Origin of the sequence: Undibacterium sp. RTI2.2 (assembly GCF_035018705.1) — a bacterium.
Taxonomy (GTDB): domain Bacteria; phylum Pseudomonadota; class Gammaproteobacteria; order Burkholderiales; family Burkholderiaceae_D; genus Undibacterium.
In genome coordinates, this window is the sequence record NZ_JASJXN010000001.1 from 1 (window position 1) to 21,570 (window position 21,570).

Here is a 21,570-nt window from a genome sequence, read left to right on the forward strand (position 1 = left end):
GACCCCGCAGATGCTTGAAGAGAGTGCCGCCCGCTCTGCGGTCAGCGTAGATGCGCAGATAGACGGTTTCATGACTGCTCTTCATTTTTTCCTGCCGTTCCAGGCTTAACCGTTCGATTGCTTGCTGCGGCGATAAGTCCATGCGCAGGTAGGTCGAGACGGCGAGCCAGTCGTTGTCATCAATACGTCGTGCGTTACGACTATTCTTTTGTCGTTCGTCGGCTATTTTTTTCGCTTGTAAGGGGCGCCACCCGCTTCCTCCGGTATTGCGCTTGAGTTCCCTGTGGATGCTGGACTTATGACGATGGAGTGCGGCAGCAATCTCGCTGACTGTCTTTTTTTCTAACCGCAGTGCGTAAATTTGGTATCGTTCGTCTTGGGTTAGGTGTGTGTAGCGCATATTCGGCAACTTTCGACTGGCTGGTCAAAAGGCAGAATGCTATCGCATCTGACCCTTTGACTTTTTATTCAACGTTGCTCTTCGTACTTGAATCCGCCTGGTATTTTTAAGAAAAATAAAGGGGAGTATATAAAAATGGAAAATTGAAGTAATCAAATATCTAAAGAAAAATCATTTATTTACACCCCGTTTACATGTGTTTTGTATTAAGTCTGCTCAGAACCCATACCTGCACACTGCGTTCTTCTATTTCATTAGAATTGGAATGACATACAATAGTGCCTTGATCGAACATCCTTATTATCATGTCAAATCCCGTCATTCCAGTCGTTACATCAGATGCATATCTGACTTTGCACTATCGTTTAGCTACTTTGGACGGTGAAAACATTATTAGTACCTTTGAAGAAAGTCCTGCCACATTACAAATGGGTATGGGCCAACTGGCGCCAGAACTTGAGCGCGCTTTATTGGGTCTGGAAGAGGGCTCGCAAATTACGCAAGAACTGGCACCAGAAAATGCATTTGGACCACGTAATCCTGAGCTGATTCAGCGTGTGTCGCGCGCTACATTGAAAGAAAATTCCGCTTTTGGTGAGCAATATGTGATCGGTGATTTGGTTGAGTTTGCAGCCCCTTCGGGTGGGCGCTTTGCCGGAATTTTGAGATCTATCGACGCCGAGGGTGCATTGTTTGACTTCAATCATCCTCTTGCAGGACAAACTGTTTTGTTTGAAACAAAAATTATCGGCATTTTATAAAGCGACAAATGGACAAAGAAATTTTATTGGCGCAACCACGAGGTTTTTGTGCCGGCGTTGACAGAGCAATAGAAATCGTTGAGCGCGCATTACAACAATTTGGCGCACCCATTTATGTGCGTCATGAGATTGTGCATAACGCTTATGTTGTGAACGATCTTCGAGAAAAAGGTGCTATTTTCATTGAAGAATTAGATGATGTACCTGCCGGAAATACGGTTATTTTTTCGGCGCATGGCGTATCACAGTCGGTTAGAAAAGAAGCTGAGGCAAGAGGCTTAACCGTGTTTGATGCAACTTGCCCTTTGGTCACTAAAGTACACATAGAAGTTGCAAAAATGCGGAAAGAAGGCCGTGAAATTATCATGATCGGTCACCAGGGACATCCTGAAGTTGAGGGGACGATGGGTCAAACTGAGGGTGGCATGCACTTGGTTGAAACGGTCGAAGACGTTGCTTTATTGGAAGTTGCAAATCCGGATTTACTTGCCTATGTCACACAAACTACTTTGTCTGTCGATGACACGATAGAGATTATTGGTGCCCTCAAGAGTAAATTCCCCCAAATTAGCGAGCCCAAAAAAGGCGATATTTGTTACGCAACAACAAATCGCCAAGAGGCTGTTAAATTTATGGCGCCGCAAGTCGATTTAGTGATCGTTGTTGGCAGCGCCAACAGTTCTAACTCTAATCGTCTGCGTGAAGTTGCGCAAAAGAAGGGTGCGGCATCCTATATGGTCGATAACGAGACACAAATTCAACCAGCATGGTTGGACAACTGTCGCCGTATTGGTGTCACAGCAGGCGCATCCGCCCCTGAAATACTGGTTCAACAAGTCATTGAGCACTTAAAACAGTTAGGCGCCTTAAGCGTACGCACGCTAGACGGTGCTGAGGAGAGTGTGACTTTTCCTATGCCAAAAGGATTGACGGGCATAAAGTAATCAGCAAAAGGAATTGTTCTTTCGATGCTTGCAAATTTTAAATTGCAAGTCTGTTTTTATTCAGTATTTTATTTCGTCTACTCATCATTAACATAGCTATGCTTTGATCGGCAGCAACGCTGATTTCTGCTTTACAGGCGGTAGTGGTGGTGTAGTATGGGGACGAACAAAACATATCTGCAATATTTTTGCCATTGTGTTGATGTTCAATCTCATTATAATTCCTCCTGTTTTAATAAACTGCATCATTGCAGTGCATGAAATATAAGTAGCATATAAGTGGCATCTAAAAATATTACAAAAAGCTTTTCATTCAAAGTTGCAGAGGAGAGTTTCATATGCGTTATCAGCACAATTTTATTGCTCCGGATTACATGACACGTCGTTTAGGCTAACAGGCGTCGAAATTGAGCGGCACTCATGAAAGACGGAGTGCCGTTTTTTGTTATCAGGAATGGTTTTTGCTGAGTGTTTTGCAGATTGAGATAAGTTGATATCTTAGTAAAAATCCCGATTAGTTCTTAAAGAGAGAAGCAATATGGATACATTTATCCAACAAATTATTAATGGACTGGTACTAGGGTGCATGTATGCCTTAGTCGCACTAGGTTATACGATGGTATACGGTGTACTTAATCTGATTAATTTTGCTCATGGCGACGTGTTGATGGTCGGCGCGATGGCAGGATTAACGATTATTAGTTTTCTTCAGCATGTCGCTCCTGATCTCCCGGGGATCGTCAAATTAATCATCGCGATTTTGGGGGCAATACCAGTTTGTATTATTTTGAACGTGGTGATCGAGAGGGTAGCCTACCGAAGGCTACGAAATGCACCGCGACTGGCTCCATTAATTACAGCGATCGGCATCTCGCAATTAGTCCAGGTTTTTGCGATGATTATCTGGGGTCGCAGCCCAATTTCTTTCCCAAGTATTATGCCCTCCACGCCGATCGCGATTGGCGGCGCGGTGATTTCACAAACACAAGTACTACTGCTAGTTTTGGCGACGCTCGCCATGGTTGGTTTGGTCTTACTCGTGGAAAAAACAAAAATGGGACGTGCTATGCGTGCTACCGCAGAGAATCCAAGAGTTGCCGGATTGATGGGAGTCGATTCGAATAAAGTGATTGTCGCGACCTTTGCGATTGGTGCTTCACTGGCTGCAATCGCAGGGGTGATGTGGGCCGCAAACTATTCTTCTGCTCAATTTGCAATGGGATTTTTACCCGGCTTAAAAGCATTCTCTGCTGCGGTACTAGGAGGCATTGGGAATATTTATGGCGCTATGGTCGGTGGCATTATTCTTGGATTGATTGAAAGTCTCGGTGCTGGCTACATCGGCGAGTTAACCGGAGGCTTACTGGGAAGTCAGTATCAGGATATTTTTGCCTTCGTTGTTTTGATCATTGTGTTGACGCTGCGCCCATCCGGCATTATGGGTGAACGTGTTGCAGACCGAGCCTAAGGAGAAAACAATGTCGAATTTATTTGATATAAAAGCAAATCCTAGTAAGGCTTACTCTAGCTTTGCAGTCCTCGCCATTATTTTAGTTGTATTCCCTTTTGTTGCCGCCAATTTTGGTAACTCCTGGGTACGTATTATTGACTTTGCTTTGCTCTATATTATGTTGGCGCTAGGGCTAAATATCGTTGTCGGTTTCGCTGGCTTATTGGATTTAGGTTACATCGCGTTCTATGCGGTTGGTGCCTATATTGCCGCTTTGCTTGCTTCGCCGCAGTTTGCTGTGGTGCTTGAATCTTTTGTCAATAATTATCCGGCTGTTGGTAATTTCTTGATGGCGGTCTTCGGTCCCGAAATCGCTCAGACTGGTTTGCATTTGTCGGTCTGGATAATCGTACCTATTGCGGCGGCTGTGGCTGGATTGTTTGGTGCTTTGCTGGGCGCTCCTACCCTCAAGTTACGTGGTGATTATCTCGCTATTGTGACTTTGGGCTTCGGCGAAATTATCCGTATTTTCATGAATAACATGAATTCACCAGTGAATATTACGAATGGTCCGCAAGGTATCAACATGATTGACCCTATCCGGATTTTTGGTGTGTCTTTGTCCGGTGAGGCTGGCTCAAATGCGACACTGAATATTGCTGGTTTTAGCATGCCTTCAGTGAATGCCTACTACTTCTTGTTTTTAGCACTTTGTATTGTCATTATTTTTGTCTCACTACGTTTGCAAAATTCGCGCTTAGGCCGGGCCTGGGTTGCGATACGTGAAGATGAAATTGCCGCTAAAGCGATGGGTATTAACACTCGCAACATTAAATTATTAGCATTCTCAATGGGGGCTTCCTTTGGTGGTGTTTCTGGTGCAATGTTCGCCTCATTCCAGGGCTTTGTGTCACCAGAATCTTTCTCATTGACTGAATCTATTGTCGTGTTAGCGATGGTGGTGCTAGGTGGTATCGGGCATATTCCAGGGGTTATTTTGGGTGCAATTTTGTTAGCAGCCTTGCCTGAAATATTGCGTCACAGCGTTGAGCCTTTGCAAAATCTTTTATTCGGCAAAATTTTGGTTGAAGCCGAAGTATTGCGTCAATTGTTATACGGTCTTGCGATGGTCCTGATCATGCTGAATCGACCTGCCGGTTTGTGGCCAGCGCCAAAACACGAAGATCGACCGACTAGCAGCAATGACAAAACTGCCGAGGCTTAAGGGATATCGACATGACTGAAAAAACTATTTTAAAAATTGAAGGTGCAAACAAACGCTTCGGTGGTTTGCAGGCTTTATCGAATGTCGGCATCAATATCAAGCAAGGCCAAATTTATGGCCTGATTGGTCCTAATGGTGCGGGTAAAACAACCTTTTTTAATGTGATTACTGGTTTATACCAACCTGATTCTGGCGTATTTGAATTGGATGGTAAGCCTTATTCACCTTCTGCCCCACATGAGGTTGCCAAAGCAGGTATTGCGCGGACTTTCCAAAATATCCGCTTGTTTGGTGAAATGACCGCTTTAGAAAATGTCATGGTGGGACGCCATATCAGAACTCATCAAGGTGTTTTTGGTGCGGTGTTTCGTTTCCCAGCGGCGGTAAAAGAAGAGGCAGAAATCCGCCTCCGTGCGCAAGAGCTGCTCGACTTCGTTGGTATTGGTCAGTTTGCTAGCCGGACTTCTAAATTTCTGTCTTACGGCGATCAGCGCCGTTTAGAAATTGCCCGCGCATTAGCGACGGACCCAAAATTATTAGCACTTGATGAGCCTGCTGCCGGTATGAACGCCACTGAGAAGTTAGCGTTGCGTGAGCTACTGGTAAAAATCAAAGCAGAGGGTAAAACTATTTTGCTGATTGAACATGATGTCAAATTAATGATGGGTTTGTGTGACCGTATTACGGTTCTGGACTACGGCAAACCGATAGCCGAGGGTATACCTGCAGACATACAAAAAAATCCTGCAGTGATTGAAGCGTATTTGGGAGGTTCTCACTAATGGTTGATAACGTATTGAAAATCAGCAACCTCAAGGTTGCTTACGGCGGTATCAAAGCGGTCAAAGGTATTGATCTTGAGGTGAACAAAGGTGAGTTAATTACTTTGATTGGTGCCAACGGCGCCGGTAAAACAACGACGCTTAAAGCAATTACCGGTACGCTACCAAGCTCTAAAGTAGAGGGCGAAATTCTCTATAACGGCAAATCCATTAAAGGGGTAACTTCATTTGAACTGGTGAATAACCATTTAGCTATGGTACCTGAGGGGCGCGGTGTTTTTACGCGTATGAGCATTTTAGAAAACCTGATGATGGGTGCATTTATTCGCAATGACAAAGCGGGAATTAATGCAGACATAGAAAAGTGGTTTGCGGTTTTCCCTCGCTTGAAAGAACGTGCGGCGCAATTGGCAGGTACTTTGTCTGGTGGCGAGCAACAAATGTTGGCGATGGCACGTGCTTTGATGAGTCATCCAGATTTACTGTTGCTTGATGAGCCTTCTATGGGTTTGTCCCCAATCATGGTGGAAAAGATTTTTGAAGTAGTCAGAAATGTTTCCGCTCAAGGGGTAACTATTTTATTGGTAGAGCAAAATGCGAAGCTGGCACTGCAAGCGGCGCATCGAGGCTACGTCATGGATTCGGGGGCTATTACTATGTCTGGTAATGCTAAAGATATGCTGAATGATCCTAAAGTTCAGGCGGCTTATTTGGGTGAGTAAATTACTCAAATGACAAAGCGATAAACACAAAAAAGCCCCGATTTCACTCGGGGCTTTTTTGTGTTTATTTAATTTGAATTTTCAAATTCAAATTAAAACTTATTTCTTGGTTGCTTTAGGCGTTGCTTTTTCTGTTGCTTTGGTGATTTGCGCTACTGCCGTTGTCATATTTGTTTCTATCGCTTCGACAGCTTGTTTGGTCGTTTTGCTTAGTTGGTCGTAACCAGCGTTGGCATTAGTGATGGCAGTTTTAACGAAAGTCACCATGCCTTCTGTGCCAGCAGGTGCATTTTTTGAGACTTCTTCAAATAACGCTACGACTTTGCGATTTGTTTCTGCAATTTGCGATTCTGCTGCCTTCGTAAATTCTGCTTGTGTGCTGGAAACGATTGTTGATAAATGACGACCATATGCCAAAGCTTTTTCTGTATTCGGTTGTGCGTGGGCAGCTGATAATGTAAAGAATTCTTGTGGGTCTTTAGCTGCCATTAATTGCTTGGCATTTGCTGTAGATTCTTCCATGGAGGTTTTAACAACGGTCAAATTTAGTTCTACAAATTTTTCTACGCTTTCAAATGCTTTAGTCGTTAGCGCAGTCATCATGGCAAGTTGAGCATCGAAATTTGCTTTAGTGGCAGCGGAAAATTGTTCTGGTGCAGAAAACATAGATTTCTCCTAAAAGGATCGTTCAATTTGATGACAGGGGTTGCATTTTTGAAACTATTTATAGCTGATATTGTGCGATGCAATATGAAGCATTTTATTGATTAATTGAGCGAAGTCAAGAAAATTGTGCATTGCAACAAAATTGTCTTTATTGAAAATAATGGCATGATTAGAAATAGGGATAAACGATTATTAGCAAATTCTTTCTAATCTGCGGCGATTATCGAAGCTAATTGTGACCAGGGGATGAAATCATCCCGTAGCTTCATGTATTATTTTTACAGGAAATGGTATTTCATTAAGATTGGGACTTACGCAAAATTGTCCCGGCAGGGCGTAGCGAAGAGGGTAGTACTTTAGTAAGACTAGGTGCTGTAACGCTTTGGGGCAGTTTTGTGTAAGTCCTAAATATGAGTCACACATGTGGAGCGCGACAAAATGGCAATAGAGGCAAAACAGAGAAGTGCATTTAAACATTTTCATGTCATCAGCACCCGCTGGATGGATAATGATGCTTATGGACATGTAAATAATGTGGTGTATTACAGTTGGTTTGATACCGTCGTAAACCAATTTCTGATTGTCAACAGCGTGCTTGATATCGAGAAAAGTCCATTCATCGGATTAGTAATTGAAACTCAGTGCAATTACCTGGATTCAGTAGCTTTTCCGGATGTGGTCAGCGCCGGTGTCAGCGTCACTAAACTTGGTAATTCTAGTGTCCGTTACGAGGTAGGCATTTTTAAAAACGATGAAGACACTGCCTCAGCACAAGGTCATTTTGTTCATGTTTATGTTGACCGGATTACCCGTAGGCCAGTGGTTATCCCAGACCGTGTAAGGGATTTGTTAAAAACAATAGCAATTTAAAATGCAGAGCCCTCGCAAAACAACCTTAGCTGTGTCGCGTCTCCTGGTCGTACTTGTATGTACGGCCTTCGTCGCCACGCTTTGCTGAGACAATTTCTGATAAGTCCTAAAAACTATACACGGAGTAATAATGATTAATTCCCCAAGCCAACAACATGTTGATGAAGCTATTGTTTCCCGACGTTCAATCCGGTCTTTCTTACCGACGCCAGTTGATCAGGAAGAGCTGCGCAAAATTTTAACGGTATCTGCCCGTGCGCCTTCAGGCAGTAACACTCAGCCTTGGAAAGTGTATGTCTTAACCGGGGATAAATTGCGATTGTTGTCAGCCAGCATACTCGCGGTACACAATGATGTAGAGAAGGCGCAAGAGCATAAACAAGAATATAACTACTACCCAGTCAAGTGGATCACGCCTTATCAGGAGCGCCGTCGTAAGGTTGGTTGGGATTTATACGCGTTACTTGGTCTCGGTCGAGAAAATAAATCTGGCATCCACGCGCAGCACGGGCGCAATTACGGATTTTTTGATGCTCCGGTCGGTTTGATTTTTACGATTGATCGCGTTATGGAGCAAGGTTCCTGGCTAGATTATGGAATGTTCTTGCAAAATATTATGCTGGCGGCACGGGGGCGCGGTCTTGATACTTGCCCTCAGGCGGCCTTCACTCAGTATCATAAAATTATTCAAGAGGTATTAAACTTGCCAGAAAACGAAATGCTGGTTTGCGGCATGTCGCTTGGCTACGCGGATCACAGCAAGATAGAAAATACCTTGATCACAGAACGTGATGCAGTTGATGATTTCGTTAAGTTTTTAGATTAGAACTTAGCTAAAGCCATCATTGCCACCGTCTCGGTAGCGTTGCAGCTCCTACTTCGACTAAGATGCTGTCTTTGTTGCTACGCCTGCCGGGGTAATTTTGTAGATCGCTTCGGCTTGAGATAATTATCAATTGCTTAAACTATCCGATCCACGTCGGGAAAAATTGATTATGACTAATCCGTGACACTAGACTTTTGTTCAAGTAATGCGCATAAGTCTTTAATTCTCTTGCGAATTTTCACAATTTTGCTACACTGCATCAAATTTTCTACATTTATATTTGGGAGCGATTGATGCTTAAATTTGCTCGTAAGGCACTTATTCTTTGCGTTGCGATGCTACCAGCATCAGCCGTATTTGCCGAAGTTGTGCACCACAAGAAGCACGTGCACAAAAAAGTAGTCACGAAACTTGCTGCAAGCAAATTTGTGACACACACGATTATCGTTAATGGCAAGAAGCGTGTGGTCACACAACGCGTCCCGGTCGTAGCCGTTGTCGCTGAAAAAGCAACAATGGGTGATATCGCAGGTCTTAAGCACACGCAAGATCCTTTGGCTTTGCAATCCAATGTTGCCTTCGTTGTAGACCAAGCCAGTTCCAAAGTCCTGTTTGAAAAAAACTCGAATGTTTCGTTGCCGATTGCATCGATCACTAAATTGATGACGAGTTTGGTTGTGGTCGAGGCCAAGCAAGACATGAGTGAAGAGATTGAAATCACGAACGATGATCTCGACAAAGAAAAAGGGACAAGCTCGCGTCTGAAAATTGGCTCCAAATTATCCCGTGCCGATCTATTGCATATCGCTTTGATGAGTTCTGAAAACCGTGCCGCTTCTGCTCTGGGTAGAAACTACGTCGGTGGTTTGCCAGCATTTGTCGCTGCGATGAACGCCAAGGCAAAAGAATTAGGCATGACCGAAACGCATTACGTCGATTCTTCCGGCTTATCTAGCCACAATGTCGCCAGCGCTCAGGATTTGGTGCGCTTGGTTAACGCGGCCTACCAGCATCCAGTAATTCGCCAATATTCAACGGACACCAGCTATATTGTTTCTCCAGGCGGACGTCCTTTACAGTATTCAAGTTCGAATAAATTAGTCGCAAATCCTACCTGGGAAATCGGCTTACAAAAGACTGGTTATATTTCCGAAGCGGGTCGTTGTCTGGTCATGCAGGCAATGATAGAGGGCCGTGCGATTGTGATGGTATTTCTTGACTCCAAAGGTAAATATTCCCGGCTGGCTGATGCGGGACGTATTCGTAAGTGGTTAGAAACAATTAAACCGCAAGCCTGATTTTTCAATCTAAATTAAATCTGGTCCGGCTAATTTGGCTAATCGGGTTTTGCAAGTGGTTAAAAAAACGGTTGATAGGGATAGTATGATCCTTATCAGCCGTTTTTTATTTCCTGCCTTACTCCGCTTTTATTCCAGCAAGCCATGCCAAAGCGCGCGCGTGCTGGTAACTTCCTTTGCAATCTGTTCTGGTGCAACACGGGCTTGCTCTTCTCCTTGCAGGCGCTGGTTGTGTTGAAGCTTGCGTAGCAGTCGATAAGCGTTGGCGTTTTGATCTGCCAGAGTAGCATCGATTAAGCCTAATTCTCCACATAGTTTAAGCAGCGCGATGTTGCCGATATTCGCGGTTAATTGCGGGTAGGTATGGGCATGCTTCAAGACTAAAAATTGTACGATAAATTCAATATCTATCATGCCGCCTGCATCTTGCTTCAGGTCGAATAAATTAGAGCGATTGGGATGTGCATCGCGCATTTTTTTGCGCATCTTGATCACTTCTTCTTTGAGTTTGTCCGGGTTACGTACTTGTCTTAAAACTTGCTCCCGAATCTGATCAAATTGCGTTGCGATACGCGCATCACCGGCACAAAATCGTGCTCGCGTTAAGGCCTGATGTTCCCATAGCCATGCAGATTTTTCCTGATATTTGGCAAATGCGGCAACCGACGATACCAGCAAACCACTAGCACCATCTGGTCGCAAGGCGATATCAACATCAAACAAAATTCCGGCAGGTGTGTGGCAAGTCATCCAGGTAATAAAGCGCTGCGCCAGTTTGGCGTAATTGGCCGGTGCGTCTTGATCGTCGTCGTCATATAAAAAAATGACATCCAGATCGGAGGCATAACTCAATTCTTTACCACCTAATTTACCGTAGGCGATGACGGCAAATTGCGGTTGCTCCCGGTGGCGAGTGGAAATCGTTTGCCAGGCTGCTTGTATCGTCGCTGCCACGATCACATCCGCCAGTTGCGACAAGGCATCGGCCAAATGTTCTACGCTGGCTTTACCCTCTAAATCTTGTGCCAGCAAACGGAATAGCAGGGCGTGATGCATCTCACGCAGGGTTTCCATCTGGCGCTCAGTATCGCCTTGGTGCTGGTCTAATTGTTGTTGTAGTTCGGTACTAAAATTGTCCCAGTCGACATCTTGATGTAGGGCTGTTTCGTCCAGAACACTGTCAAGTAATATTGGATGGCGGGTTAAAAATTTAGCTGCCCAATCGCTCGCGCCCATCATCCTGACGACACGCTCCAATGCATACGGATACTCGGTCAGCAGCGCAAGATAGGCCGATCTTTTGGCGATCGCTTCAATAAAATCCAATAGACGATTTAGCGTTGCCAACTGACCGCTACTTTGTTTGGCAATCAGTGCTAAGGCGCTATTGATGATGGCGACTAATTTATTACGATTATTATCGGACAGCGATTGCAGTCGCGGCGCTCGCCACGTACTCATCAGTCTTTTTACTGCACTTGGCACATCATGGAAATGTAATGAGACGAGATAAACTTCCAGCATTTCGTCACCATCTGCACCAGATAAAGTCGCTGCCAGCACGCTATCATCACCGGTTTTTTTCAGCGATTTTTTCTCTTTGAAAATAGCATCAAATTGTTCGGCAACAAATTGTCTGTGTAGGCTTAGTTCATTGAGTAATTCGCGGGTAGAACCATAGCCCATCATTTGCGCGATGATCAGCTGATCTTCTTCCTTGGCTGGGAATGTATGTGTTTGCGCGTCATCCAGATATTGCAAGCGATGTTCCAGATTGCGCAAAAAATCGTACGAGGTCAGCAATTGATCGACGACGGCAGACTCTAGGATATTTTTCTCTGCAAGGGTACGTAGCGTGTTGCGAGTAGACCGGTCGCGCAAGCTGGCTTCTCGTCCGCCCCGTATTAACTGAAATACCTGGCTTAAAAATTCAATCTCCCGTATGCCGCCTCGCCCCAGTTTAACGTTGTTGCTACGTTCTGGATGACGGGTTTCCTGTCGTATGACCTCGGCACGGATTTGTGCGTGCATCGAGCGCAGCGAATCGATCACGCCATAATCCAGGTAACGTCGATATACAAACGGTCGAATAATTTTATCTAGCGCCAGAATATCCAAAGGTTTGCCAGTGAGCGCACGTGCTTTAACCCAGGCGTAACGCTCCCATTCTCTGCCTTGCACCATAAAATATTCTTCAACCATCGCAAAACTAGCGACCAATGGACCGGAGTTGCCATTGGGGCGCAAGGCCATATCAACTCTAAAGCTGAAACCGTCTTCGGTGACTTCAGAAATTGCTGCAATTAATTTTTTACCAAGCCGGCTAAAAAATTCATGGTTAGATAAGCCACGTTGCTCGGCACTGGCATTGGTATCGCCGTTCTCGGCATAACAAAAAATCAAGTCGATATCGGAAGATACATTCAGTTCGTCGCCCCCCAGCTTACCCATACCGAGCACGATTAATTCTTGCGCCTCACCGGATTCTTCTCCAATCGGCGTGCCGTAGAGGGCAACAGCCTCTTGCATCAAGGCAGTCAAATGCTGTTGCACGACAAAATCGGCAAAACTGCTCGTTGTTGTGACGACTTCATCCAGATCGGCTTGTCCATTCAAGTCACGGATAATCAGGCTAGAAATCACCAGATTACGTAAGCGGCGCATCGCTTTGTGCAAGCTGGCACCTGCTTGTATTTCTTTTTGTAAAATCTGAGCAAAAATCACTGGGCTCAACGATAATCTAACTGTCTCTTGCAATATGGTGATGCGGCTGCTGTCCGCTTGCAGCCAGCGACTTACAAAGCGCGACAAACAATGTGGGAGTTGGTCCGATAGATCATCTGAACGGCCATCTGAACGGCCATCTGAGCCGCCATCTAAAAACACATCGGTATTGTTTGCCGTAAGCTTGTTCATATGCTTGTATTGGTGAAGTAGAGAAATGATTTTAAGGCAAATGACAGGCGCCGGTAGGATTTTGAAGGCAGATTTTTCAGGATAATTTCGATCGTCTGTATAAGTGAGCTAGCGTACAGAAATACGCATAAATAAAATATACTCTCTATAAGTATATTTAATCGTCCATATAAAACCTGGACAATAAGACATTTTTCTATAATTAGTGGGGGAGTATATTGGTTTTTGATGTAAAGAGCAGCGTGTTGGCAGATCAGTTTTTGTCATTGCCGGGCGATATTTTCTGGAAAATGCGTTGGTGTAATGTAGAGCTTACGCAAAACCGTTTGCGCAGATTGGTGCCCATTACTTTCTTTACTGTGCTCTCAATAGTGTTTCGCCACTCGGTTTTGTGGTTTTCTTCGATTTACCTTGCCGGAATAATTGTGCGTAAGTCTTATAAGTAATGAAAAATACGCCGCCTTTGCCACCTTCTCCTGCAAGCGATCCGCATCAGGCTATCGGTCAGCCTACTGATGTGCCTGCGCCGTTGCCAACCCAACAGCTCCGATCTTCCCCCTTCGGTGTATTGTTGCGTTCCTGTAATTCTTTTGGCTGGGCATGCGGTCTGGCTTTATTTGCCCTGTTGCGGGTAACTTTTAAACTGCTTGTCATTTGTTATTTCTTGTTTTGCGCTTTGTTTTTGGTGCTGCGCTATGGCGTACTGCCCAACGTCGATCGCTATAAGGGCGACATCGAGCAAATTGCCAGTAAGACCATAGGCCGTGATCTACGCATTACGACCTTGCATGCATCCTGGAATAAGCTTAATCCTGTGTTAGAGCTAGGCAATATCATCATCCACGATCAGCAGGGTAAAGTGGCTCTTGTGCTGCCGCAAGTATCTGCCAGCCTGTCGTGGACATCAGTGATTTTCGCTGAGTTAAGGTTGGATAAATTAGAAGTCATGCGCCCATCGCTGGCGATAGAAAAACAGCCCGACGGCAAGCTCTATGTCGCAGGTTTTTTGATCGATACCAAACCCTCGGAAGAGGATGCGGATAAAAGTAAAGGCCTCGATTGGGTCTTAGCGCAACATGAAATTGTGATCCGTGACGGCAGCGTGAGTTGGACGGATTTGCAGCGCAAAGCCCCTGCGTTGCAATTGTCAGGCGTTAATTTTATCTTGACCAACCAATGGCGGCGGCACCAGTTTGCTTTTAAGGCAGTTCCGCCTGCAACGTTGGCAGCGCCCCTGGATATCCGTGGTGATTTTCAGCATCCGGTTTTTACCAGAAAAATTTCTGATTTCTCTAACTGGACTGGCGACTTATATGCCGATGTGAGCCAATCCGATTTGGCAACCGTGAAAGCGTATATCGATTTGCCTGCGGATATTAAAACAGCCTTTGGCTCAGTCCGATCCTGGGTGCGTTGGGACGATGGGCGGATTGCCGATTTGACCGCAGATATTAAATTGACCGATGTCCTGGGAACCTTTCGCAAAGACTTGCCCGTGCTGGATATGCAGCAAGTCAGTGGACGTATTGTGGCGAGCGAGCGTGCGGCCTTAGGCGTGCGCTATCTGCCTAGTTTATTCGGTCAGGCTGGACATCAGATTGCGCTGATTAATTTTTCTATGAAGGCGCGGGACGGACAGTTGTTGCCAGCAACCAGTATTACCGAAAACTTTACTCCCGGTGAAAACGGACAGCCAGAAAAAGTGGAGCTGTACGCTAAGCAATTAGATCTGCAAACTTTAGCAAATTTCGCCGAACATTTGCCTTTGCCGGCAGATCAGCGCCGCATGCTAATTGATTTTGCGCCCAAGGGACAGCTCAAAAATTTTAGAGCGAAATGGCAGGGTAGTTATCCAGCCATTGCATCCTACAGCGTCACTGGTGAATTCAATAACCTGTCTATGCAGCCGCAATCTGCGCGTTTGGCAGAAGCCAAAAGCGGTAATACGTCTGCCAAAGCTGCGGTGCCTGCGATTCCTGGTTTTGATAATTTGTCCGGCACTTTAGATGCCAGCGATAAAGGCGGCAACTTTACGATTGATTCGCAAGACCTGGCGTTGCAAATGTCGGGGTATTTTGTCGATCCTTTGATGCCGTTTAAAAAGCTGCAAATGCAAGCGAGCTGGCAATTTTTAGCGCAAGATAAATTAGCCGTACAGTTGAATCAGATGGAGTTTCAGCAAGACCAGATGACGGGTTCTTTGTCTGGAAAATACATTATGTCGATGCGGCAGAACCATCTATCTTCACCTAATCAAGCTAATCGATCCGCTACGGCTACGCAGTCCAGTGAAGTCGATCTGATGGGCAAACTCTCGGGCTTTGACCTTAAGCAAATCGATCGCTTTATCCCGGCCAATGCGCCAGAGGATTTGCGTCACTGGCTGATCGGAGCCTTGCTGGATGGTCGCGCAGATGATGTGACTTTGCGGGTTAAAGGTGATCTGGCACATTTCCCGTTTGCTGTACATGAGGGGCGCCCAAATCATCAGGGTGAATTTTGGGTTAAAGGCAATATAGTCAACGGTAAGCTCGATTTCGCTCCCGGACATTTGTCGGAAGATGGCAAGAATCCGCTTTGGCCAGTGATTGATAGTATTAACGGTAGCTTTATATTTGACCGCGCCAAAATGGAGATCCGTGTCGAGACTGCAAAAACCAATGGTGCCGATTTAAGCAAAGTGAAAGCGGTAATTCCTGATCTGTTGTCGCATGATGGGATTTTGAATATTGACGGTACAGTCAATGGCAATTTGCAAACCATGTTGCAGTATGTGAACGCCAGTCCGGTCGACGGCTGGCTTGGACATTTTCTCAAAGACAGCAAGGCCAGCGCGACGGCGCAACTAGGCTTGAAATTGCAACTACCTTTGCGTCATATGGTCGACTCCAAAGTCCAGGGAGCCTTGCAGTTTGCAGGTAATGACGTGCTGCTGCAAAGTAGTATTCCCATGATCAGTGGCGTCAATGGCAAGTTGGAATTTAATGAAAAAGGCGTAGCGCTAAATACGCTTAAAGGCACAATATTAGGCGGCGCTGCGGTGGTCACAGGGGGCTCTCAAAAAGACGGCAGTATCCGTGTCAAACTAGATGGATTTGCGACTGCCGACGGTTTACGTAAAAACTTTCCGGTCTTAGCCAAAGAGCGTTTGGTCGACAAGATACAAGGCTCTGCGTATTACACGACTAGTATCAACGTCAAAAAACGTCAGCCAGAAATTTTGATTGAATCGTCCCTGCAAGGACTAGCGCTGAATTTCCCTGCGCCTTTACGCAAACTTGCTAACGAGAATATGGCATTGCGTTTTGAAATGCTGCCGCAGCTTTCTAATGATGCTAATCTAATACGCGATGAGCTGAAGCTGAATTTAGGGAATGTTATTGCCATCAAATACCAACGCCAAAAGTCCGTTGAGAATAATGCCAATTGGCAAGTTTTGCGCGGTGGGATTGGCGTTAATGCTCCTGCGCCAGAGCCAGATAGCGGGCTGAACGCAAATATCGATTTTAAATCTCTGCATGTGGATGAATGGCGTAGTTTGATGAGCCTGGGTGCTAATACAAACACTAAGCTTGCCGTTACTAAAGAGGGTGTCAACACTAACGAGAGTGGCGACATTGTTCCCGGAGCTATTGGCAATACAAATACCCAAGCTGATTTTGATGTGTCTGCTTATTTAGAGCCGAGCGTGTTGGCAGTGCGTACTGCCGAGCTACACGTGATGGGAAAAAAGCTGGATAACGTCGTGTTGGGTGCTACGCATCAAAAGGGATTGTGGCAGGCAAATATCGATTCCAGCCAAGCCTCGGGTTATTTGAGCTGGAGCGAGTCCGCAAATGTGCAAGGCTTGGGCAACGTACTGGCACGCTTGAGTAAGTTGACTATTCCACAGTCGGCAGCTTCAGACGTGACTGATTTGTTGGAAGGCAAAAGCAGCGGCACCCAAATCCCAAGTTTAGATATTGTGGCGGATAATTTTGAGCTATTTAATAAAAAATTGGGTCGTCTGGAGTTGATTGCTAATAATTTCCCGTTATCGACCGGGCGCGAATGGCGCATGCAAAAGATATCGCTTAAGAACGAGGATGCAGAGTTAAAGGGGTCTGGCAAATGGAGTAGTCGTGCTGGCGAAGGCTTAACTAATTTAAATTACGTTTTAGATATTAGCGATGCAGGCAAATTATTAGATCGATTAGGTTTTGCCAACGTGTTGCGTGGCGGTCGTGGCAAATTGCAGGGCGATGTAACATGGAACGGTTTGCCGTTTGCCCTGGATGTACCAAGTATGACGGGCCAAGTACAGTTGGAGCTGGCCGCAGGACAGTTTTTAAAAGTGGACCCAGGTGCGGCGAAGTTATTGGGCGTGTTGAGCTTGCAATCCTTGCCGCGACGTTTGACGTTGGATTTTCGGGATGTCTTTTCAGATGGGTTTGCGTTTGATTCAATTTTGGGAACAGCCCAAATTCAGCAGGGCACGGCAAGAACAGAAAACTTAAAAATGCGTAGCGTGAACGCAACCGTATTGATGGACGGCACCGCCGATCTTGTGAAAGAGTCGCAAAATCTGCACGTGGCAGTGATTCCCGAAATTAATGCGGGCACTGCTTCAGTCGTGTACGGTTTAGCCGTTAATCCTGTGATTGGTCTGGGTACATTTTTGGCACAACTATTTTTGCGTGAACCATTGGCGAGAGCCTTCACGTACGAGTACTCGGTGGCTGGCTCTTGGAAAGAACCGACAGTCACCAAGATGGACCATAAAGAAGCACAAAATACCTTACCTAAAGCTGAGGCGATATTAGTTAAATAGGTATTAGAAAACTGCTTGGATGATTGGCGGCGGAAGTTTCGGAACCGGTAAAGCTTGCTCTAGTTTGATCAGGATTTTGACTGAGTATTGCAAGTTCACTACCTAGGTAATTAAATATACTGGATATGGGTATATTGTAGTTGTCCAAGTAATCATTGGACAATAAGATATATTTTTTAAAAATTATGGGGAGTATGTTAAAATCCCTCGTAATCTGTAGCTTGGTTTTGCCAACTGAGCCTGCTGTTTTTTTCAGAGGATATAAATGAAAATCGCCGCTATACAAATGATCTCTACGCCTGTCTTACAAGAGAATCTGGCGACTGCGCAGCGCTTGCTAAAGCAGGCCGCCGATGCAGGTGCCGGATTGATATTGATGCCGGAATACTGGCCCATCATGGGATTGCATGAAGCGGATAAATTTAAGATTGCCGAGCATATTGGCAACGCTGAGCAGCCGGGTGTGATTCAACAATTTTTAGCGGATAGTGCACGCAGTCTGGGCGTTTGGATTATCGGTGGTACTTTGCCGTTGGTATCAACAGAGTCGGATAAAGTCTTGAATACGACTTTGGTATATAACCCGCAAGGCGAGCTAGTTAGTCGTTACGACAAAATTCATTTATTTGGTTTTACCAAAGCCACAGAGTCCTATGAAGAATCCCGCACTATTACGGCGGGCGATGATGTAGTGAGTTTTGATGCTGGTTTTGGCAAAATTGGTTTATCGATTTGCTACGATTTACGCTTTCCAGAACTGTATCGATCCATGGGAGATTGTGCTTTGATTGTGGTCCCGGCAGCTTTCACTTTCACGACAGGACAAGCGCATTGGGAAATCCTGCTGCGTGCCAGAGCCATAGAAAACCAATGTTATGTGCTAGCCTCGGCGCAAGGTGGGCAGCATGTTAATGGTCGCCGTACGTGGGGGCATAGCATGTTGGTCGACCCTTGGGGCAAGATTGTGGATGTGCTAGCGGAAGGTGAAGGTGTGGTTGGTGGTGAGTTAGATTGGGCCAATCTGAGCGCCGTCAGGACTAGCTTGCCTGCTTTAAAGCATAGAAAATTAGCCTGCTAATTTCTCTGCTAACTTGTCCGATAATTTGTCCCATCCGTCGATCGATACAAAACCATACTTTGCGCAAATTTATTTATATGCCAGACATGCTCTACAATCTATTCATTCGCCATTCTTATTCTGTAATTGGCACACTTAGAATACTCAAAAACACTGATAGAACACTATGACACCATTTGAACCCAATCTGCGCCACCTGGCGATTGCCCGCGATATTTTATTGACCCCGTTCGGTCTGGATGAATCCAAGCTGGTTAAAGTACTTGGTTCCATGTTTAACCACAAGGTTGACTACGCTGATCTATATTTTCAGTTCACCAAAAGCGAGGGCTGGAGCCTGGAAGAAGGCATCGTCAAAACCGGTAGTTTTTCTATAGATCAGGGCGTAGGCGTACGGGCAATTTCTGGCGATAAAACAGCATTCTCGTATTCGGATGAGATTTCTGAGCAAGCTTTGCAAGATGCAGTCAACGCAACCCGCACGATTGCACGCCAGGGCACGGGCAAAATCAAAGTCGCTTCCAGTATGCAAGGTGTCGGTGGCCGTAGTTTGTATTTGCAAAACGATCCGCTTGCGTCTTTAGATGCAACTCAAAAAGTCACTTTGCTAGAGCGCTTAGAAAAAATCGCCAGAGCTAAAGATCCGCGTGTGGTGCAGGTAATGGCTAGCTTGTCCGGTGAGTACGACGTCGTGTTAGTCGCGCGTAGCGATGGCGTGATTGCTGCAGATATCCGACCGCTGGTACGGGTTTCCCTGACCGTGATCGTAGAGCAAAATGGACGCCGCGAGATGGCGTCCAGCGGTGGCGGCGGTCGTTATGACTACGGTTATTTCTCCGATGTTTTACTTGATCAATATGCGGACGAGGCAGTCAAATCCGCATTGGTGAATCTGGATGCACGACCAGCGCCTGCTGGTCCTATGACTGTTGTGCTCGCATCTGGCTGGCCTGGAATTTTGCTGCATGAGGCCATTGGTCATGGACTGGAGGGCGACTTCAATCGCAAGGGTTCTAGCACCTTTTCAGGTCGTATCGGCGAGCGCGTTGCGGCAAAAGGCGTGACTGTAGTGGACGACGGTACCATTCAGGATCGGCGTGGCTCATTAAATATTGATGATGAGGGCAATCCGACTCAATGCACGACTTTGATTGAAGACGGCATTTTGAAAGGCTACATCCAAGACACAATGAACGCCCGTTTGATGAAAATGCCAGTCACTGGCAACGCCCGCCGTGAATCTTTCGCTCATTTACCAATGCCGCGTATGACTAATACCTACATGCTGGCTGGCGACAAAGATCCTGCTGAGATTTTGGCATCCGTTAAAAATGGTATCTACGCCGTTAATTTTGGTGGCGGACAGGTCGATATCACGAACGGTAAGTTCGTTTTCTCTGCGAGCGAGGCCTACATGATAGAAAACGGCAAAGTCACCTACCCGGTAAAAGGTGCAACCTTGATCGGTAACGGCCCCGATGTTTTAAATCGTGTGTCAATGATTGGTAATGATTTACGTCTGGATTCTGGTATCGGTGTTTGCGGCAAAGAAGGGCAGAGCGTGCCTGTTGGTGTTGGCCAGCCTACTTTGCGTATTGATGGTCTTACTGTGGGCGGCACAGCTTGATCTTAACGATGTTGATAGATGAAATTCTAAACTGGTTTAGCCTTGCCCAAAGGTACGGCTCATGATTGTTATCGCTATTGTTTCTGCCAAAGGCGGCGTGGGTAAAACGACGACCACCGCCAACCTGAGTGCGGGTATCGCACAACGCGACTACCCGAGTCTGGTGATTGATCTCGATCCACAAAATGCTGTGCAATGGCATATGGGTGGGGGAGATCAGTCAGACACTAGCGGAATTAGCACAATTGCTAACCGAGCTACTTCCCGGTTGTGGGATGCCGCTTACTCAAGTACTTTTGGGGTCGATTTTGTGCCCTACGGTAGTGCAGGCGAGCAACAGCGCATCGCTTTTGAACAAGTTCTGGAGCAAGATGAGGATTGGCTACTCAACCAGCTATTGCGCGCTAATTTGCCAAAAGATACGTTTGTCTTTTTAGATACACCTCCTGGTCCATCTATCTACTTAACTCAAGCAATAAATGCGGCGGACTTTCTATTAGTCGTATTGCTGGCCGATGCTGCCTCGTATGCCACTATTCCAGAGATGGAATCCTTGATTGATTCCCATAACGCCAGATCCACTATATTCAAACCGTCTGCTTACGTGGTGAATCAGGGCTCAAAGAAACAACTGGCGCAAGACGTAATCGCACTTTTCTCTGAGCGGCTGGGTGACAGAATGCTACCTTGCGTTATCCCAGAAAGTACACAACTGGAAGAGGCACTCGCATATGGGTATCCTATCCTTCAATCTGAGCCTGATAGCCCGGCAGCACAGGCCGTTCAAGAGCTGGTCGTGGATTTAATGCAGACGTTGTATGAGATACAATCAAGACGATAAATACTTTATTTTTTATGAACTTGCAGCATTAAATTAGGTTTGATTGTAAAAATCGTATTTTCAAGAGTGCAGTGCCAGGTCAAGAGAGTAATCTCTATTCTTTGTTAATAGTGGTTATTGATAAACGATTACTTTTTATGAGGAAACATGCAATTATGGCCTAATGATTGCTTAGTTCCTATCTGCCTATGTTAAATAATCCGGATTGAATTGTTAAATATTTCGATAGGAAGTTATAAATACTTAACATTTGTCTATCTCTATTTACTGGACGATAGTCTTATTGAAATGCTACAGTTCAACATACTAACAATGCCCAGTCTGGTCAGTAGTTATGATCCGATTACGTATGTA

At 45.6% G+C, this 21,570-nt stretch carries 16 protein-coding genes; 13 read left to right on the forward strand and 3 right to left on the reverse strand.

Features of this window, described 5'->3' with window-relative positions; genetic code table 11:
* Positions 1-400, reverse strand: a 400-nt coding sequence (locus QN395_RS00005; RefSeq protein WP_323493087.1) for a helix-turn-helix domain-containing protein, incomplete at its 3' end; no start/stop codon positions are given.
* Positions 401-705: 305 nt separating this feature from the next.
* Here QN395_RS00005 and QN395_RS00010 point away from each other — a divergent pair.
* The 6 genes from QN395_RS00010 (at position 706) to QN395_RS00035 (ending at position 6,284) form a co-directional block, all read left to right on the forward strand.
* On the forward strand, positions 706-1,161 hold the full coding sequence (locus QN395_RS00010; RefSeq protein WP_322119519.1) for a peptidylprolyl isomerase: 456 nt from the start codon (positions 706-708) through the stop codon (positions 1,159-1,161).
* A gap of 8 nt (positions 1,162-1,169) precedes the next feature.
* Positions 1,170-2,105 carry a 4-hydroxy-3-methylbut-2-enyl diphosphate reductase gene (gene ispH, locus QN395_RS00015; RefSeq protein ID WP_322119518.1) on the forward strand — a complete coding sequence of 312 codons (936 nt, stop codon included), beginning with the start codon at positions 1,170-1,172 and terminating at the stop codon, positions 2,103-2,105.
* 538 nt (positions 2,106-2,643) lie between these two features.
* Complete coding sequence (locus QN395_RS00020) at positions 2,644-3,573, forward strand: branched-chain amino acid ABC transporter permease (protein WP_322119517.1); 930 nt, start codon at positions 2,644-2,646, stop codon at positions 3,571-3,573.
* Positions 3,574-3,583: 10 nt separating this feature from the next.
* The gene (locus tag QN395_RS00025; protein WP_322119516.1) at positions 3,584-4,780 is read left to right on the forward strand and encodes an ABC transporter permease subunit; all 1,197 of its coding nucleotides are present in this window, start codon (positions 3,584-3,586) and stop codon (positions 4,778-4,780) included.
* Positions 4,781-4,791: 11 nt separating this feature from the next.
* A complete protein-coding gene (locus QN395_RS00030) occupies positions 4,792-5,562 on the forward strand; it encodes an ABC transporter ATP-binding protein (protein ID WP_323492424.1) in 771 nt (256 codons plus the stop codon).
* Positions 5,562-6,284 carry an ABC transporter ATP-binding protein gene (locus QN395_RS00035; protein WP_322119514.1) on the forward strand — a complete coding sequence of 241 codons (723 nt, stop codon included), beginning with the start codon at positions 5,562-5,564 and terminating at the stop codon, positions 6,282-6,284. The genes QN395_RS00030 and QN395_RS00035 overlap by 1 nt, the downstream gene beginning before the upstream one ends.
* Before the next feature lie 99 nt (positions 6,285-6,383).
* Here QN395_RS00035 and QN395_RS00040 read toward each other — a convergent pair whose 3' ends face one another.
* Positions 6,384-6,950, reverse strand: coding sequence for a phasin family protein (locus tag QN395_RS00040; RefSeq protein WP_322119513.1), 567 nt, complete (start codon positions 6,948-6,950; stop codon positions 6,384-6,386).
* 438 nt (positions 6,951-7,388) lie between these two features.
* Here QN395_RS00040 and QN395_RS00045 point away from each other — a divergent pair, with 438 nt between their 5' ends.
* From QN395_RS00045 to pbpG, 3 genes are all read left to right on the forward strand, one after another.
* Positions 7,389-7,820 (forward strand): thioesterase family protein, encoded by a 432-nt coding sequence (locus tag QN395_RS00045; protein WP_322119512.1) that lies wholly within the window; start codon positions 7,389-7,391, stop codon positions 7,818-7,820.
* A gap of 130 nt (positions 7,821-7,950) precedes the next feature.
* Positions 7,951-8,646, forward strand: a complete 696-nt coding sequence (locus QN395_RS00050; protein ID WP_322119511.1) for a nitroreductase — start codon at positions 7,951-7,953, stop codon at positions 8,644-8,646.
* Between the two features lie 293 nt (positions 8,647-8,939).
* Positions 8,940-9,944, forward strand: a complete 1,005-nt coding sequence (gene pbpG, locus QN395_RS00055) for a D-alanyl-D-alanine endopeptidase (RefSeq protein ID WP_322119510.1) — start codon at positions 8,940-8,942, stop codon at positions 9,942-9,944.
* Between the two features lie 129 nt (positions 9,945-10,073).
* On the opposite strand, the gene glnE is transcribed toward pbpG, so the two are convergent.
* Entirely contained in the window at positions 10,074-12,860 is a 2,787-nt protein-coding gene (glnE, locus tag QN395_RS00060; protein WP_322119509.1) for a bifunctional [glutamate--ammonia ligase]-adenylyl-L-tyrosine phosphorylase/[glutamate--ammonia-ligase] adenylyltransferase, read from the reverse strand.
* Positions 12,861-13,305: 445 nt separating this feature from the next.
* Here glnE and QN395_RS00065 point away from each other — a divergent pair, with 445 nt between their 5' ends.
* The 4 genes from QN395_RS00065 to bcsQ all read left to right on the forward strand — a co-directional run bounded on the left by QN395_RS00065 (position 13,306) and on the right by bcsQ (position 21,216).
* Positions 13,306-17,670 (forward strand): YhdP family protein, encoded by a 4,365-nt coding sequence (locus QN395_RS00065; RefSeq protein ID WP_323492426.1) that lies wholly within the window; start codon positions 13,306-13,308, stop codon positions 17,668-17,670.
* A 265-nt stretch (positions 17,671-17,935) separates the two neighbouring features.
* The gene (locus tag QN395_RS00070) at positions 17,936-18,748 is read left to right on the forward strand and encodes a carbon-nitrogen hydrolase family protein (protein WP_323492427.1); all 813 of its coding nucleotides are present in this window, start codon (positions 17,936-17,938) and stop codon (positions 18,746-18,748) included.
* A gap of 166 nt (positions 18,749-18,914) precedes the next feature.
* Positions 18,915-20,375 carry a metalloprotease TldD gene (gene tldD / locus QN395_RS00075; protein ID WP_322119506.1) on the forward strand — a complete coding sequence of 487 codons (1,461 nt, stop codon included), beginning with the start codon at positions 18,915-18,917 and terminating at the stop codon, positions 20,373-20,375.
* Between the two features lie 61 nt (positions 20,376-20,436).
* Positions 20,437-21,216 (forward strand): cellulose biosynthesis protein BcsQ, encoded by a 780-nt coding sequence (gene bcsQ / locus QN395_RS00080; RefSeq protein ID WP_322119505.1) that lies wholly within the window; start codon positions 20,437-20,439, stop codon positions 21,214-21,216.
* Positions 21,217-21,570: the final 354 nt, after the last annotated feature.